This window comes from Acidobacteriota bacterium (assembly GCA_016703965.1).
In the GTDB taxonomy this organism is placed as follows: Bacteria; Acidobacteriota; Blastocatellia; order Pyrinomonadales; family Pyrinomonadaceae; genus OLB17.
The window spans coordinates 1975092-1992382 of record JADJBB010000021.1 but is presented as its reverse complement, the minus strand read 5'-3'; the positions used below and the strand labels follow the sequence as shown (position 1 = coordinate 1992382).

Genomic DNA, 17291 nt, shown 5'->3' with positions numbered 1-17291 from the left:
TTCCCTTTCAGACACAAAAAAGAGGCTGTCACCAGCCTCTTTTTCAAGTCGAATCCCAGTCAGGTTCCCTTACTTTTTCTTATGGCAAGCCGCACATTGAAACATCGAGATGTCACCAAGATTGATCGGATGCTTGAACGGCTGGTCAGGTTTGTGGCAAGACGTACAGTTGCGATCTGCTAGCGATCCAAGGTCGACCGGATGCTTGAACGGGCCGGTCTGCGTATTCTGCTCCGGCGGTGCTTTTGAATCGTAGAGCACAGTGTGGCAGACGTTGCAGTCGTTCGTGATGACCTTGCCTTCCTTGCTGACGTGGTTGCCGTCGTGGCAGCGGAAGCAGCCCTGCGAGATCATGTGTCCGGCGTTGTTTGGATGGGTCTTCCAATCGACACGCATTTCCGGGAAAACATAGTTCTGGAATATCCGCTGCAGTTCCGCGACAGCCTTTTTGATATCTCCTTCTTTTTGAGCGTGCAGGTCTTTGTAGTTAGTTCGATAGAAATCTGAGATGGACGTGTCGATGGCATTCAACGCCTCGGGCGTCGTTTCGTACTTGCCGGTCAGAGCCGTTATAGCCTGGCGTTTAATGAAAGGAAGAGTCGCGTCTATTTTTCCGGCGGCGAGAGAAGTATCTACAGCCATATCGGGCGGCATGTAATTGTGTGCCGGGCGGTTATGACAGTCCACGCAATCCATCTTTCGCTTGGATGCCGCTTCGACCTGATCCTTAGGGAACGGATTGTTCCGGTCGAAATATTCGGTAATGTTTCCGTCCTTATCCTTTATACTGACCCACGGTATCACCTGACGCTGTTCATCGGTATTAATGTATTTAACTTCATTGGCGGCATTTACGTGCCAGTGAATACCGGTGACCTGCCCCGTGATCGGACTACCGCCGCCGACATTGAGGAGCATCCTGGTTTGGTGAAGAGTGTTCTGCTCGTCATTCCCGTACCGGTTGAATACTTTCATCTGACCACCAAAGAATTTTTCGGGCCAGTGACATTGTTCACAGGTATCCGGCGCCGGGCGCAGGTTGTGGACAGGTGTGGTTATCGGCCGTGAATATTTGTTAAAGGTTACCGAATATAACTGGTATGCTCCTGACAGCTTTGACTTCACATACCAGTCAGCACCGGAACCGACATGGCAATCGACGCAGCGGACCCTGGCATGAGCTCCCGCTTTATACGCCATATACTCGGGTTTCATTACCGTATGGCAGGTTTCTCCGCAGAAAACGACGGATTCTGAATATTCAAAGGCCTTGTAGCTGCCGAACGCACTAACGGAAATGAACACTAAGGTGCCGACCATGAAAACCATGAACGTGCGCCGCGTATGTGGGTTATTCAGGTCGAGCATCGGATACGCCATAACATCATCCGGTGCTTGCTTCCGCCGCCGCCGTCTTTCCATGATCATGCCGACGATCGCGACAGCAATGCCAAACATCATGACCGACGGCATCAGAATATACGTGAGAATTCCAATATACGCATTCTCGGCCGACGCGGTGATCTCGATGAAAAACAGCAGCAGATCGCTCGTGACGGCCGCGAGAACGATAGCCATTCCGACGAAGCTGACGTAATTTCTCAGCAGGCTCGGCGGACGCATTTTCGTATTGACCTCGTTCGGAAATTCTTCTTTCGTCTCGGTTTCGTCGTTCATAATTATCCCTCTCTAGGGGTCTTGCAACGTTGGCAACCTTCAAAAAAAACCTCGGGCCGCTCGATCAATAATTCGCTTCCACTTTGGAACCCTGCGAATTATTGGTCGGGCGGCCCGGGCTCAAGAGGCATTAACAGAAGATTAGTTCGTTTCGTTCCTAAGGCGTCTTTAAGCCTTTCATATAAGCAGCCAATCCCTTGGCTTCATCTTCGGTCATGCCTTTTGCCTCGAAGCCGGGCATGTAGGGCGGCTTCTCGCCTTTCTTTCCCTTTAGTATTACCTGAACCTGTTCTGCCTCAGGCATTGCCGGGTTATAGAACTTATCCGCTTTCGGCGTGTGGCATGCGGCACATTTTGCTTTGTAAACCGTAGCCGGATCGTCCGCTGCACTCGCCGCGACCATGGTCGGGGTAACCTTAAAGATCATTAATAGGAGAAATGGTACTGCGAAAAAAATAATTGCGGTCAGTTTTGTCCAATTGGTTTTCATGTTCAACTCCTAGCGTAAAATTCGAACCAGTACGGACCAATGTCCCGTGGCTCTTGCTAAGATGTATCGCAACCGGCGTGCCACTTCTGCTTCAGTGCAGAATGCCCACTTTTATTGCACTAGAGATCACAAATGCCTTTTTCGACCGCCTCGCAGGTGCCAATCCTCGCAACCGGTGCGGACTTTTCCGCGGTCAGGGTCTCTAGAACTTGAACGTCTTCCCCTCGTGGCAGCGTTTGCAGTCCGCAAAATCCGGCGGGCCAAACGCTCGCTTGTTGTTATGGCACGTCGCACAGCTCTGGCCTCGTGCCGGTGGAAAGTGCATTGACGGTGCCGGTGCGGTAACCTGCCGGCCGCGGACACCGCCAGCGAGGACTGAGTGGCACGTCGCGCAGTTCATATTCCCCTTACCGGTATGTTCCTGATGGCTGAAATTGAGGCTGAACGCCTTGGCCCATTCCGATCCTCTAACCGGGCGTCCGGGCGAATGACATGTGTCGCATGACCCGATCGGAGTTCGGTCTGTATGACATTGGAAGCAGGTTGTGTGGGCGGCTGATCCCTTGGGAACCGATAGAGCGACCCCGCGGCTCGCCGGCTTGTGGCAGGTCGCACAATTTGTCTGCCTCAAATGCTTGCCATGATTAAATTTAATATTAAAGCTTCTAATAGTTGGGAAGCCTTTCATCGCACCCGTTTGGGGATTTGTATGGCAGATCGTACACATCGGGCTCGCCTGATCCTCGAACTGAGCGACGTGACATCCGGCACATGGCAAGTGATTTATTTTTCCGGGAAGCTTTAACCGAGGCGAGTTGTCATCGCGTCTGTGGCAAAGGAGACACGGCAGCTGCGTGTGAGCGTTATTTGAATGGGTGAATCGCGAATAATCTTCCACGGGCTCCGCCGCAGTTGCCTCGGCGAGGGTGATCTCGGGTGCCGATTCCCCGACGGCTGCGGGATCGGGAAACATCGTATAGGCGTAGCCAAACGCAACGCAGCTAAGCAGTAGGATAACTATCTGAAGCCGCTTCGTAATTGATATCGCTCCTGGGTTTTTATGGTTCCTTGCCATTTTCATTTCCCTGCCGCCGCCGCGATCGCTTTCGTGTGCGAGTCCGGAACCGGCGATCTTCCAAATGCAATATGACACTTAACGCATTCAAATGATGCGCTTTTCTTTCGCATATCTATTTCGTAGTTCAACGCTCCGCCATCGTCAGATGTCGCTGTGGCATGACACGTCGCACAGGACGAGATCTCTACCTTTTTCGTCTTCGGATCGGCAGTATTCATCGTCAGCACGTTATGACAAGTCGAGCAGCTCAATTCAGCATGGGCAAAAAACTCATGGGCGAATTTCCCAGACGAATCACGCTTACGCCACGAATCCATCATCACTTTGCTCTCGACCTTCATCGGAGCGGCAAGCTTTGCATCAAAATCCGCTGAGGGCATCGGGGGCTTCAGTTGATGACACGCCGAACAAGTCTGCGGTGCCGGAAGCATGCCGGAATCGGCCGAGTGACACGTAAAACAAGTCGTATGCCCGATCGGGGCCGACTTAAATGTTCCTTTCTTAAGCCAGAACGCTTCGCCAAGCTTAGCCGGCGGCGGCGTTAAATATTCATCTTCCGACTTACCCTGAGGTGCCTGCGTCTGATGACAAACCGAGCAGCTCTCCTCGCCCGCCCGACGACGTTCTCGACCGGTAAATGCGGCATTGACGAACGAGGCATTGCCTGGGCCCGTCTGAGACACTATCTCGATGTGTTTATCGTGGGGAAATCCCACTACAAAGTCCGATTCAGCGGTCTTCCCTTTCGGCGACAGATCAAAGATCTCGCGGGGATTCGGGAAAGGATGCCGGGCGGAGTTTCGGGGCGAAGGATCCGTGTGACAGATCGAGCAAATTGCTGGCTTGGCCCCAATAAAGAACTGCTGCGTATGGCACTTCAGGCAAGAGTCATGTTTTGGATACTCGGTCACATCGGCAAACGCGGCGTCGCCAGTCCTTACCTTATTCCAGTTATCCGATGGGAATTTATGACAGGTTGCGCATTCCACCTTGTGAGCTTTTACGCTATGCGGGAACTCAGAGTATTTGACCTTTCGGGGAGTGCTCACCTTTCGTGGAGTGCTCGCCTTTCGCGGTGTTGGTTCTGGATCTGCACCACCGTTAGCAACTACCGGCGAGGAAGGCCGGTACAAGGCCCCGACCGCAAAAAAGCCGGCAAATAATGCAGCGATCAGTACCCGGGTGAAATTTTTTCTATTAGTCGGTGCCATTATAAAATAAGCTCTCACGAAGCATTTTATTCCCCTTTCACCCCTAGCGATGTGACTGGTATCACAACTGCGTCCAGGTCCTGTTTGCGAAATAATACACGGCAGGTGAAGTAATTATTCACGGCTCACGGCTCTAACAACCTGTCTTTGTTTGGACCCGATTAATATAACATAACCTAATAATCAGCATACAACTGCAATTACAGCCCTTTTGGCTCCACGGCATACTTATTGCCAATGGAGCGATAGAGCCGGAACGGCGATTAAGTTTGTAAATTATGTCTACACTAGAACAGATCGTAACTAAAGATGCCCCAAACACTTCGGCAAAAACCGGGTACGGTGAGTCGTTTTTTTCGAGGTTCCTCAAACTGCTTTGTTCCGTCCGCTTGGGCGTGACCTTATTAGTGCTATTAGGATTAGCATGTTTTGTGGGGATGCTCATCATGCAGCAGAGCGTTGATGGCTTTGCCCGGTATTTTGCCGAGCTTACACCCGCTCAGCGGCTTGTCTACGGCAACCTTGGGTTGTTCGACATCTATCACTCCTGGTACTTCAATGCACTCTTGTTCCTTGTTTCTATGAACATCGTGCTCGCCTCGATCGATCGATTTCCAAAGACATGGCTTTTCGTCTCGAAACCGAACGCAACCGTACCGGTCAGGTGGCTGCGCGACCAAAAACAAAATGCGGAGATCGAGATAGAAGGCGAACCTGCCAAGCTTGCTGAAAAAGCCGCCGCGGCAATGAAGAAAATTGGCTGGCGAAAGGTCCGGGTAACCGAAAAGAACGGCCGGACGTTTGTTTTTGGCCAGTCCGGTTTATGGAACCGCTTTGGAGCTTATGCGGTTCATGTCGGACTTTTGACTATCTTTTTGGGCGGATTCTTAACGGCCCAGCTAGGTTCGACCGGCAACCTGCCGCTGACGCCCGGACAGAAAACGAATCTGATGTTCGGAACCCAGGTCCAACTCGATAAAGCGACCGAGGTGACAAATCGGCTGCCATTCGATATTACATGCATCGACATTCAGCAGCGGTTGATCAAAAAAGACGAGTCGATCTCAGCAATGAACACGATCGACTGGATGACGCGATTCACGATCACGGATGAGACTGGCACCCATGATGCGTCCGTTCAAATGAACAAACCGTTTGATTTTCGCGGTTACCGTTTCTTTCAGGCCAGCTTCACACCAATAGGCAGAGCAAGAAACATTACCGTCAATGCCAAGCCGGCAAATGGCGGCGAAGCTCAGATCTTAACGATCCCACGCGACGGATCAGCTTCCCTGGCTGACGGCACAAATATTAAGTTCAGTGAATTCCGCGGAAACTTCAGTATCGGTGAAGAAGACCCGAACGAAGACACCTCCGCGTACCCGAATCCGGCGGCTGTGCTGCAAATAACGCAGCCTGGAACCCCTCCCCAGACCGCTTATGCCTTTGGCCCGCAGATGGCAAATATACCAATCGCGGCCAAGCCAGTCGCCGGTTATACATTCCAATTAAAAGACTTTGAGAAAGTCGCTGACCAGCATATTCTCTCGGTTCAACGCGATCCGGGAGCCACGGTGGTCTACGTCGGTTTCATTTTGCTATTCATAACGCTCGTCGCCGTGTTCTTCTTTTCACACCAACGTGTATGGGCCGCGATCGAGCCCGGAAAAGAAGGCATGAGTCACGTAGTATTCGGTGGTAATGCCAATCGAAGCCTCGGAGCTTTCGATGAGAAATTCAAACGCTTTGTAAATGAGTTGGAGACCAAACAAATATGAGCCAGGAAGTTCTAAATAATCCAATTATTATCTCGGATAGATCGACGCAGTATCCCTCTACCGGAGCCTTAATGACGTACGCTCCGGCAGCGATCGCTATCTTTGGGTCGCTCGCGTTGGTACTGCTTCGAATAAACGTCGGGGGCGAACGCTTTATTTCCGATGGAGCATTGATGATGCTCGCACTGGCATCATATCTAATCGCCGCTGTCTTTCACCTGACAAATATGTACGCGCCGTTCCGGTTCGCTGAAAAGCTCGGTATGTGGGCCGCGACGCTCGGTGTTTTGTTCAACCTTTCGAGTTGGCTGGTTCGCTGGGTTGCAGCCTACGATCGCGAACTCGCGATCTTTAATAGCCAGGGAGCGAGTCCGGCCGACATGCCCTGGGTTTTCAGGTATGTACCGTTCGCGAATCTCTATGACCTCAGCCTTGCGTTCGCTTTTGGGGCCGGAATAACGACATTGCTGGTTATGCGGCGGGAACATTTTCGCATCGTCGCAGCACTCTCGCTGCCGCTCGCCGCTATCATTTTGGTACTTGCCCGATTCATCGGCAGCGAACTGATCGATCTGCCGCCGGTGCTCGATTCCTATTGGCGCCCGATCCACGTCGGCATTGCTTCGCTCAGTTATGGCATTGCACTGGTCTGCTTCGCCGTAGCGGTTTTATACCTGCTCAAGGACGGCCTGAAGGTCGAAAGGATGGCATTCTGGACGTCCGCATTCGCGATCGGGGTATTTGTGACCATCAGTAAGTTTAGTATTTTTGCTCCGGGCACATTTGGAACTTATACCGCATCGACCTTTGTCGGCACGTCACGAATGGCCCTGGGCCTGCGTGCAGACATTCCTTACGTTGGATGGTTGATCGTTGCCGCTGCCGGACTACTTATCGCTGCGACGGTGGGCCACCTTGCCTACTTTTCCAAAAACGATGAGAACGCCCGCAAATGGGGCAATCGCTTTCTCTACGCTGCCCTGCTAGTACAGGGAGCAGGGATCTCTTTGCTCGTCTACCAGCTTAAATCATTGCAAAACGTGGTCGCGCTGATCAGCCCATCGCAATATCCGAAGTTTGCAAGCTGGATGCTCCAGCAGCAGGACATGCCCCAGGCTCAGATAAACCTAATGGGCCAGCAGCAACTTTATGACATCGCTAATAAGTGGATCATGGAGAACGGCTCGCAGCTTCACCTTAGCCTGAATGCAAACCCCGTCGAGCTCGCCGCACTTATAACGGCTTTTACCGGGACGTTCTTCGTCGTTCTTTTCGGTATCAAAACCGAAAAGATCCGCGCGATGCTGCCTTCCGGCGAAACGCTTGACGGCCTAATGTATAAACTTGCAGGCGTGGCGTTTGCGGGCCTCGCACTGCTTCTTATGACCGGAGCCGTTTGGGCAAACGAATCGTGGGGCCGCTATTGGGGTTGGGACGCCAAAGAGGTTGGAGCCCTGGTCGCCTGGCTTACATACGCCGGATTCCTTCATTCGAGGATCGCATACGGCTGGCGCGGACGCCGTTCGGCCTATTTCGCCGTGGTCGCTTTCCTTTTTGTCATCTTTACCTATCTGGGCGTCAGCTATCTGCTCCCGGGATTACACTCATACGCATAAATTTTATGAATAAAGAAAATACTCTTTTCGGCATCGTCGGTTTGGTGGCGGGCCTGTTGATCGGCTTCATGTTTGCTAACTCGGTCAACCAAAAGACCGTCGCTCCTGTATCCGCCGAGATAAAGGCTAATTCAAATATGCCGCCCGGACATCCGGACATCGGCGGAACTTCGGGCACCACGGGCGGAATGCAGCCGCAGACCCAGGCGGCGATCGAAAAGGCGAAACAATCGCCAAATGATTTCGACGCGCAGGTCAAAGCTGCTGAGATGTACTACCAGATCGAAAGGTTTGACGAAGCGATCAGCTATTTGGAAGCCGCAAATAAGCTAAAGCCTGACGATCGCGAGATCACGGTGCATCTGGGGAACGCCAACTTCGACGCCGGGAAATACGACGAAGCGGAGAAATGGTACAGTGCCGCGTTGGCCAAAAAAGCGGACGACGTGAACGTCCGTACGGACCTTGGGTTGACGTTCGTGTTCCGCGATATTCCGAACTATGACCGGGCAATTCAGGAGTTTACCAAAGCTCTTACGATCGATCCGAATCACATTCAGGCGCTGCAGAATCTAACTGTTGCGTTCACCAAGAAAGGTGATATGACAAAAGCAAGCGAGACTCTCACAAAGCTTGAAAGCGTTGACCCGAAAAACGAAGCGATCGTTAAACTAAAGGAAGATATTCAGAAAGGTGGAAAAAAGTAGCGGCTAGCCGCTACTTTTTATTAAATCGGACAACCTCAACAGAACAGCCCGCCCTTGCCGCTACGGCTGACGAGGTGCTGCCAAGAAGAAATCTCTCAAAACGGCCGCCCAATGCATTGGCTCCCACAAAAATGCAGTCTGCATGCCAATCCTCCGCCTCCCGTACGAGGACTTCGTTCGGGTTCCCTTCAAAAATCTGCGTGGTGATGAGAAGGTTCTTTGCGGCTAGCTCGGACGCCGCCTTTTCCAGCATGTGCTCGATCCACTGGTGTTCAGCCTTCGCTTCATCGTCAGAGCGATCGGCTACTGAAGGGATGAACCTTGTGATCGCGGTTGGAGCTACGGAATCGGCCGCGGTAATAAGTCTTACCTCAGTCTTATCAGTCCAGTTCCTAGCCGCAACGGCCTTAATGCAGGCATCTGCCCCGGTCGAACCATCATATCCGATAATGATACGATCTGGTGCAGGGTCAACTTCGACCTTGCCTCTGCCGATCCGTACCGAACAACGAGCTTCGGTCAGTACCTTTTGGGATGTACTCCCAAGAATCAGGCGGCTGATACCTGAATGCCCCTGCGACCCGGTTACGATCATATCGGGAAGAAAATCATCCGCGGCCGTTAGGATCTCCCAGGCAGACGACCCATAGGTGGTTAACTGCTTGACCGTCCATCCGGGTAAAATTCGTCGTACACGCGTCGCGGCGTGATTTGCCTTGATCTCAGCTTCGTTGAGAAGCCGACGGCCTTTCTCTCTGTGTCTGGCAACGATCTCTTCAAGAAACTCATCCGTCTTCTCGGTCGAATCCGGAGGCGGCAGCCAAACTTCAGCCACGGTTACAACCATTGCCTCACCTGACAACGGAAGCCCGGCACGGCTCAGATCATCTAGCGCCGCTTCGGCGCTGTGAGAGCCATCGTATGCAATAAGGATCTTCATAATGATCTGTGGCCGTAGGACCGACTCACCAACCAAGTGCAATGAGCGTGCCACAAAAAACTCGCATAATCCCCATTGCGACAACAATTTCAGCGACATATTGCCCAACTGAATGCGGAAATTTTCGCACTCGGTTACTAAAATCTAGAGGCTGGAGTTATACTGTTTGTATATCTAATCTCGGCATAAGAATCGCCTATGAGCAGTGCAGTTGGAAAAGTCCTTATCGTTGATGATGACCGGTTCGTTCGGATGGCTCTGAGTGAGGCATTGAAAAGCTGGCAATACGACATCGTCGAAGCCGACAGCGTCGCCTCCGCAAAAAAGACATTTGCCGAGGAAGAACCGGCGATCGTGCTGCTCGATATCGATCTGCCGGACGGTTCCGGACTCGACATCCTGAGGGACATTAAAGAGCAAAGCCCAGACACGATCGCGGTTATGATCACGGGTAATGTCGATGTAGAGAATACTGTCGCGGCTCTTCGCGGCGGTGCGCATGATTTTATTGGTAAGCCCGTTCGTATCGAGGAGCTGCGAGTAACACTCCGCAACGCAGCTGAAACGCGAATTCTCCGTCGCGAGGTCAGCCAGGCTCGCTCTGCAAACAAACGCGGCTTCAGCTTCGAAGAAATAATCGGCGAGTCTGACGCGATGAAAAAAGCCATCGACCTCGCTCGCCGTGTAGCTGTATCCGACGTTGGGTCAATTCTGCTTAACGGCGAGACCGGAACCGGCAAAGACCTCTTTGCCCGGGCGATACACTTTGCCTCTGAAAGATCTGAAGCTCCATATCTCGCCATAAATTGTGCGGCACTTCCGGCAAATCTTATTGAATCGGAACTCTTTGGTTACGAAAAGGGGGCGTTTACAGATGCAAAGCAGAAAAAGGAGGGCCTTTTTGAACAGGCTCATGGCGGCACGATCTTCCTTGACGAGATAGGCGAGATGGAACTCGCTCTGCAGGCGAAGTTATTACGGGTTTTGGAGGAAGGATCATTTCGACGCGTCGGCGGGCTTAAAGATATCAGCCTGAACGCTCGCATCATTGCCGCATCTAACAGAAACCTCAAGCAGGAGAGTGAGGGCGGTAATTTCCGGCTTGACCTCTACTTCCGCCTATCCGTCATACAGGTTGACATTCCGCCGCTCAGAGATCGAGGCACCGACGTTCTGCTGCTGGCTAAATATTACATCGACAAGGCGAACTTAAAACGGCGCGGAAAATCCTTGATCGGCCTATCACCTGACGTTGAAAGGATCTTTATTAACTACCGCTGGAGCGGAAATGTCCGTGAACTGCGCAATGTCATTGAACGAGCTTCTATCCTCGAAGACGGGGACACGGTAACGTCTGCACATCTGCCGGCAGACATGCTCGGCACTAACTCCGGCCACTCTATTCAACAAGGCTCTCTTTTCACGCTTCCTACTGACGGCATTCCATTGGAAACGGTGGAATTTGAGCTCGTCAAACAGGCATTTGAGCGTACCGGTGGAAATCTGACGCGCGCCGCAAAACTCCTCGATATCTCACGAGATCAACTACGTTATAAGCTCCGAAAAGCGGGATACGAAACGGAAACTTAGAATTACAACATTTGTGGCCCAAGACAATATCAATCAAGGCGAAAAAGAGATAAATCACGAGTTGCTGAAGGAACTAACAGACCTCAAACATGCGCTTGATGAATCTGCGATCGTTGCGATGACAGATCAACGCGGACGCATAACCTACATCAACGATAAATTCTGTGATATCTCGAAATACAGCCGCGAAGAGCTTCTGGGCCAGGATCATCGAATAATCAACTCCGACTACCATCCTAAAGAGTTCATTCGGAATCTTTGGACAACCGTCGCAAACGGCAAGATCTGGCGAGGTGAGATCCGCAATCGAGCAAAAGATGGCTCTTTGTATTGGGTTGACACAACGATAGTTCCGTTTCTCGATAGCGAGCGAAAACCGTTTCAATATGCCGCCATCAGGTATGAAATTACGGAACGTAAGCTGGGTGAGGAACGCATCAGGCAGCAGGCATCGCTTCTCGACAAGGCACAGGACGCGATCCTCGTATGTGATCTCAACTACCAGATCCTTTACTGGAATAAAGGAGCCGAACGAATTTACGACTGGTCCGCCGACGCAGCGGCAGGCCGAAACATTGCCGAATTGATCGGTGCTAATGAGCATGATTACCTTGCGAGAGCCAGAACCGCTCTTGAAACCTCAGATGAGTGGAAAGCTGAGACAACACACACCAAACGAACAGGCGAAAAGATCGCGATCGAAAGCCGCTGGACGCTCGTTCGAAACGATAAAGGCGTACCGGATTATTTCCTAATAATCAACACCGATATAACAGAACAGAAACGCACGCAAGAACATCTATTCCGCGCTCAGCGAATGGAATCGATTGGCACTCTCGCCGGCGGCATCGCTCATGATCTCAACAACATACTCTCGCCGATCATGATGTCAGTCGATATGCTCAGGCTAAACGACAACGACGCTGAGACAACACGCTGGCTGAAGATGATCAAGGAAAATGCGGAGCGCGGTACGGAACTGGTGAAACAGGTCCTGACCTTTGCGCGCGGTCTGTCAGGCCAACGTGTTCGTGTTCAGTTGAGGCACATCATCAAAGAGATCGTCGGAGTGTTGAATGAAACCCTGCCAAAAGCGATCAAGCTCCGATTCGATCTGAACACTGATCTTTGGGCGATCTCAGCGGATCCGACACAAATGCACCAGGTGCTGATGAACGTTTGCATCAACGCTCGTGATGCAATGCCGATGGGCGGCACGCTTACGCTCACCGCCGAGAACTTTGTGATCGATGAGAACTACGCCCGTATGAACATCGATGCCGAACCCGGCAATTATGTATTAATGACGATCTCCGACACCGGAACCGGCATGTCACCCGATATTGTCAAGCGTATTTTCGATCCATTTTTTACCACGAAAGAGGTTGGCAAAGGAACAGGATTGGGCCTGGCAACAACCATGACCATCGTCAAAAGCCACGGTGGATTCGTCAACGTTTATAGCGAACCTTCAAAGGGCACGCGATTCTCGATCTATCTCCCGGCAATTGAGTCAGAAATAACGACGACAGCCGAGGAAGTCAAGAACTCGCTCCCCGCGGGCAACGGGGAGTTGATACTTGTGGTTGACGACGAGGAGAATATTCGCGAAGTGACGATCGCCACACTCAAGAAGTTCGGCTATGAAGCGTTAGCGGCCGTCGATGGAACTGATGCACTCGCGGTCTATTCGCAGCGGAGAAATGACATTTCGCTGGTCTTGACGGACATGGCGATGCCCTACATGGATGGAGCCGCTCTCATCCGTGCCCTTAAGAAGATAAAACCCGATATACAGATAGTTGCAATGAGCGGGCTGCTCAGCGAGGGGCAGACATCCGAACTATTAGATCTTAAGGTTGATGCCATCATCTCCAAACCCTTTACGGCTGAGAAGCTGCTGGGAACTCTTACCTCTGTCCTGACTGAGACCCGCTAGCTTAGCGAGCCTTTTTCCGTGGATATTTTTAGATATGCGCGAGATTTTCCGAACTCCGCGGCTGCACAAGATCGTACAAAACCGAATAAAAATCGACCTTCGGAACGGACAGCGTCGAGGAACATCTATTGCAAGAATTAGTAGCGGGTACGAGCATCCAGTAGGAGTGCGGGAATATTATGAACGTCTTATTAGCAATTGAAGGCTCCGATTTCAGCCAAGCGGCGATAGACTATTGCTGCAAGGTACTGGGAAATTCTGATCAGAATGAGATACGTATCGTATCGGCCATGGAGCGAATGCTTCCACCAACTGAACCATTCGCCGTCTCGGCAGAATATGTTCAGAGGATCGATAATCAGACCCAAGCCGAGACCGAATCGAACATCGCCGATGCCCGGACGGAAATTGAAAATAGGCTTCCGAGTCTTGCAAAGCATCTTTCGACCAAGCTGCTAATAGGACCTCCTGAGCAAGCGATCGTTGAAGAAGCGGAAAGTTGGGGAGCGGATCTAATAATCCTCGGATCGCACGGATATGGTTTTTGGAAACGGGCGATGATGGGCTCAGTCTCTAATGCGGTGCTCCATCATGCTCCATGCTCGGTGCTTATCGTCCGGTCACCGGACATTGCTGCGGCACAGGCCGTTGAATAAGGAGAGGCGACATGGCAAATGTATTGATATTGGGTGGCGGTTTTGGCGGACTGATCGTAGCCGAGCGGCTTGCTTCGGCTCTCGGGAATTCGCACCAGATAACACTTGTTGCACCGAATCGAAAATTCACCTTCTATCCGGGCCTCGTCCACCTTGCCTTTGGCGAATGTGAGCCTGACGATATTACCTTTGACCTATCGGTGAAACTAAAAGACATCGGCGTCCGCTATGTGCAGGGCGAAATGATTCGAATCGATTCACTCAACAAGTTAGTTGGGATCGCCGGGGAAGAGATGAATGGCGATCTCTCTTATGACTATTTAGTTATAGCTCTCGGCCGGCGGCTCGCAACCGAAAAGGTTCCCGGCTTTTTCGAATACTCTAATCACCTGCTCGGTACGGGAGCGGCTCTAAGATTTGGCGAAGCCATCAGGACTTTCAAACGCGGCCGGATAATTATCGGCCTGTGTCCGGAGGCAAGACTTCCGGTACCAGTTTGTGAAACTGCATTCGCTCTGGCAAAAAGATTTAAGAATGAAATAGCTGACGGCAGTGTTCACGTGTCGGTTATCTTCCCGGACTCGCTAGAGGCCGCATTTGGCGGAGCTTCTCTGCATTCAGAACTTGAGGCGGCCTTCAAGCACCACAATATTAGCGTTCATTACCAGATACCGATCACCGAGATCACTCCAAGTGCAGTTCTTTCAAGTCAAAAACATTGTATCGATTACGACCTGCTAATGCTCGTTCCGCCATTTCGCGGAAACGCCTCGCTGAGGAGCGAAGGTTTCACAGACGAACACGATTTTGTGAAGGTTGATGACCTTATGAAGATCAGCGGCCAGGAGGATGCATATGCCGTGGGTGACATCGTTGCCTTTTCGGGGCCCAAATTTGCCCACATGGCCGTCCGGCAGGCCGAGGTCGCAGCCGCAAATCTGATCTCTGAGATCAATGGAGAAAAGCCGGAAAAAGCCTACTATCACGAGATCGCCACGATCATCGATGCCGGCGGTTCGGATTCGATCTATTTACATTACGGCATATGGGACGACTCGATGTACCGCCTCAAAAAAGGAAGATTGTGGGGCTGGGCGAAAGAAGCCCATGACGCCTGGTGGCAGGCTCGGAACAGATAGTAACCAGGAGGAATTATGAGTTACGAGATCAAACAAGAGGAATGGAAGAGATTTTTTGACACGCTTAGCAAACGGAGATACGAATGGAAAACCGAGATCGAGGTCCTGAGCCCCAACATCGGTGATCAGACCCTGAACGTAGCCCTCCCGTTCAATGGAATTACCCTCGAAGAATCGGGCAAGCAGACAACCCTTGATATTTCTGTGGGCGAAAACACCGAACAGCATCAAACGCATATTATCGTCAATCCAACGCGGGTTGCATTTCTCGCGTCCGACGGTGATCGCGGAGATGTTGTCGATATCGAAGAGTCGGATGGAACAAAGACCTTGATCCGCTTCGTCGAGCCGATCGATCTGCTGGTCGGATTCACAAGGATAGAGTACTTCTCAGCCGTCGTTTAGAGATTTTGGGGATTTGACGGCTTGCCGCTCATTGCTTTTTCTTAACCAGATCGGGTCAGCTGGGAACAACTTGCGGTCACACGATCCTTCTCTGCTTGGCCGTGAGCCAAGGCGCTAGGAACATAAAGATAAGCCCGAACGGCATCAATCCGCCCGATCTGGGATCGTAGTCGGACAAGATCCGATCCCACGATAGTCCTGCCAGTCTGCCCAAGCCGATCTCAAACAGGATCGTCAAAACAACCCAGATACAACCGATCGCAACGAGGTGAACGATCTGTGAGGCCCTGAGCCATCGAATGGTAAGGTATGTGACCGAATAGATGAGCAAGGTGCCTATCAAAACACCGATCTGCCGCGCCCTGATATCGCCGGTCAGAGGTTCAAGAAAAAGTCGGCGGACAATGCCGTGAACCGTCTCGACGGCCATGATTAGAATCCAGACCGAAAGGGCGCGAAAAACTAATCCTTTGGTGCCGACGCCTGTCACTGATCCTTTGGTTTTCTTACGATCAAAACGGAACATGGAGCATGGTGAACAACGCTGTTCGATACAGAGCCCAGCAGCCGTCCCCAGAATCCGCGTCCATGTGAGCCTACGACGATGAGATCTGCTCCCCACTCTTCCGCCCGTTCCACGATCCTCTGCTGGGGCGATCCACGCAGTACTTCAGTCGAAATAGTGAGGTTTGCATTGGGGAGCGTCTCCTCGATCGATTTCCGGGCATCAGCTGTAAAGCCTTCCGCGAGTTCGTTCATCGCGTCTTCCATTTTCTGATAATACTCCGCAGACAGGGCAAACGGCTCTGCCGACACCGGGTATGCATCCTCATAACTGGAAACAATTAAAACTTCGTCATTTGGACGAATGGCCATACGGCAACTCTCGTCAACCGCAACTTTGCTAAAATCAGATCCGTCTGTAGCGATCAATATCTTCATTTTGGCCTCCTTTACAAATTATCCGCGTCCGGCGAGATCGGACGGGCCGCGTTCCATTAGTTCCCTATGGGGTTCGATGAAAGTGATCAATGTAGTTGTACCAGCGGCGTCCTCGATATCCAAAGTTCCGGCGGGTCCGTGTCCGCGTTCAGCGTAGGCAACTTTGGTAGGCCACAGAATGCTGTGAGTTTGATGAGTGTCTTTATCGAATCCAACCGAAAGCCCGATCGTTTCACGACCACCAATACTTTCTAGAGTAAGCCCATGAAAAGGCAATCTATCCGTAAGCAACTGGGCACCGCTCGCCGCGTCCAAAACATGAACTGTCGTATCCCAATTTGCCAGTTCGCTGCTCAGGCTATCAAAGAATGGTTTCCATTCAGCTCTCTTTACCTCAAGTGTCATAATGCCTCCAAAATCACCAGAGTTGTTTTGGCACCTTGTGCCCGCTTTCCGGAATGCAAGGTTCGTTCCACCGCTTCAAAACTGAAAAATAAGCAGATTCAGCGTATCGGGCTCGATGATTCCGGAAAAAGCGGTGAAAAAACGCACTCGACAGCGGCCGGTGCGTGGATTTTTTCGCGGAGTTATAAGGTGTAGCCAATTCTATTATGTCGTGTACGTGATCGTGGCCTTGTTCACTGACCAGCTCGAGGTTAAACTTTGTTTAGAACCCTTATGCATGAACATTTCGAGATCAAATGCAGCTGGAGCCGTTGCGAAGCAATGGCGACTAAGCACGTACGATTCGGCAACCGAACATTTGGCGTTCACGATATTTTGCCCGCCCCAGATCAAAACTACACTGTCCTTCATCGAAATCTTTGTGAGAAGCATGTCTTTGAGATAAGAGACCAGTATCTTGACGTAAGAGAGTTTGAGATCGGGGCCTGCCCCAGTTGCCGTCGGCCGTAGCAAACCATAGCACAATCGCATATTCCACTTCGCATCGAGATCTGACTCGTCGGATCGTTGTTTCCCCGTAAGTTATTGATACCCCACCCAACATTCACTGACCAATAAAGCAACAATTCCGGCTTGTGTATTCCGGAATACAGAAACCTGCGAAAGTCTTCGATATTATGGTCTTGACTCATAGTTTCCTTTCATACTGGCACGAACG

17 protein-coding genes are annotated in these 17291 nt (G+C 51.4%); 8 read left to right on the top strand and 9 right to left on the bottom strand.

Annotated features, from left to right (window positions below; translation table 11 throughout):
- Positions 1-69: 69 nt before the first annotated feature.
- From IPG22_15895 to IPG22_15880, 4 genes are all read right to left on the bottom strand, one after another.
- Positions 70-1677 (bottom strand): NapC/NirT family cytochrome c, encoded by a 1608-nt coding sequence (locus tag IPG22_15895; GenBank protein ID MBK6589772.1) that lies wholly within the window; start codon positions 1675-1677, stop codon positions 70-72.
- A 157-nt stretch (positions 1678-1834) separates the two neighbouring features.
- Complete coding sequence (locus IPG22_15890; GenBank protein MBK6589771.1) at positions 1835-2104, bottom strand: cytochrome c; 270 nt, start codon at positions 2102-2104, stop codon at positions 1835-1837.
- A gap of 265 nt (positions 2105-2369) precedes the next feature.
- A complete protein-coding gene (locus IPG22_15885; protein ID MBK6589770.1) occupies positions 2370-3242 on the bottom strand; it encodes a hypothetical protein in 873 nt (290 codons plus the stop codon).
- Between the two features lie 2 nt (positions 3243-3244).
- Entirely contained in the window at positions 3245-4456 is a 1212-nt protein-coding gene (locus tag IPG22_15880; GenBank protein MBK6589769.1) for a hypothetical protein, read from the bottom strand.
- A 278-nt stretch (positions 4457-4734) separates the two neighbouring features.
- On the opposite strand from IPG22_15880, the gene IPG22_15875 reads away from it, so the two are divergent.
- From IPG22_15875 to IPG22_15865, 3 genes are read left to right on the top strand one after another with little or no spacing between them, the layout of a single operon-like run.
- A complete protein-coding gene (locus tag IPG22_15875) occupies positions 4735-6234 on the top strand; it encodes a cytochrome c biogenesis protein ResB (protein MBK6589768.1) in 1500 nt (499 codons plus the stop codon).
- Positions 6231-7850: a cytochrome c biogenesis protein CcsA gene (ccsA, locus tag IPG22_15870; protein MBK6589767.1), complete on the top strand. Its 1620-nt coding sequence runs from the start codon at positions 6231-6233 to the stop codon at positions 7848-7850. The genes IPG22_15875 and ccsA overlap by 4 nt, the downstream gene beginning before the upstream one ends.
- A 5-nt stretch (positions 7851-7855) precedes the next feature.
- Positions 7856-8557 (top strand): tetratricopeptide repeat protein, encoded by a 702-nt coding sequence (locus IPG22_15865; GenBank protein ID MBK6589766.1) that lies wholly within the window; start codon positions 7856-7858, stop codon positions 8555-8557.
- 10 nt (positions 8558-8567) lie between these two features.
- On the opposite strand, the gene IPG22_15860 is transcribed toward IPG22_15865, so the two are convergent.
- Positions 8568-9497 (bottom strand): universal stress protein, encoded by a 930-nt coding sequence (locus IPG22_15860; GenBank protein MBK6589765.1) that lies wholly within the window; start codon positions 9495-9497, stop codon positions 8568-8570.
- Positions 9498-9695: 198 nt separating this feature from the next.
- Here IPG22_15860 and IPG22_15855 point away from each other — a divergent pair, with 198 nt between their 5' ends.
- From IPG22_15855 to IPG22_15835, 5 genes are all read left to right on the top strand, one after another.
- Positions 9696-11087, top strand: a complete 1392-nt coding sequence (locus tag IPG22_15855) for a sigma-54-dependent Fis family transcriptional regulator (GenBank protein MBK6589764.1) — start codon at positions 9696-9698, stop codon at positions 11085-11087.
- A 13-nt stretch (positions 11088-11100) separates the two neighbouring features.
- Positions 11101-13026 (top strand): PAS domain S-box protein, encoded by a 1926-nt coding sequence (locus tag IPG22_15850; protein ID MBK6589763.1) that lies wholly within the window; start codon positions 11101-11103, stop codon positions 13024-13026.
- A gap of 179 nt (positions 13027-13205) precedes the next feature.
- The gene (locus tag IPG22_15845; GenBank protein MBK6589762.1) at positions 13206-13682 is read left to right on the top strand and encodes a universal stress protein; all 477 of its coding nucleotides are present in this window, start codon (positions 13206-13208) and stop codon (positions 13680-13682) included.
- A gap of 11 nt (positions 13683-13693) precedes the next feature.
- Entirely contained in the window at positions 13694-14821 is a 1128-nt protein-coding gene (locus IPG22_15840) for an FAD-dependent oxidoreductase (protein ID MBK6589761.1), read from the top strand.
- A gap of 15 nt (positions 14822-14836) precedes the next feature.
- Complete coding sequence (locus tag IPG22_15835; GenBank protein ID MBK6589760.1) at positions 14837-15226, top strand: DUF5335 family protein; 390 nt, start codon at positions 14837-14839, stop codon at positions 15224-15226.
- Between the two features lie 76 nt (positions 15227-15302).
- On the opposite strand, the gene IPG22_15830 is transcribed toward IPG22_15835, so the two are convergent.
- From IPG22_15830 to IPG22_15815, 4 genes are all read right to left on the bottom strand, one after another.
- A complete protein-coding gene (locus IPG22_15830; protein MBK6589759.1) occupies positions 15303-15656 on the bottom strand; it encodes a hypothetical protein in 354 nt (117 codons plus the stop codon).
- 56 nt (positions 15657-15712) lie between these two features.
- A complete protein-coding gene (locus IPG22_15825) occupies positions 15713-16168 on the bottom strand; it encodes a universal stress protein (protein ID MBK6589758.1) in 456 nt (151 codons plus the stop codon).
- 18 nt (positions 16169-16186) lie between these two features.
- A complete protein-coding gene (locus IPG22_15820) occupies positions 16187-16573 on the bottom strand; it encodes a DUF5335 family protein (GenBank protein MBK6589757.1) in 387 nt (128 codons plus the stop codon).
- Between the two features lie 204 nt (positions 16574-16777).
- A complete protein-coding gene (locus IPG22_15815; protein MBK6589756.1) occupies positions 16778-17104 on the bottom strand; it encodes a hypothetical protein in 327 nt (108 codons plus the stop codon).
- Positions 17105-17291 lie beyond the last annotated feature (187 nt).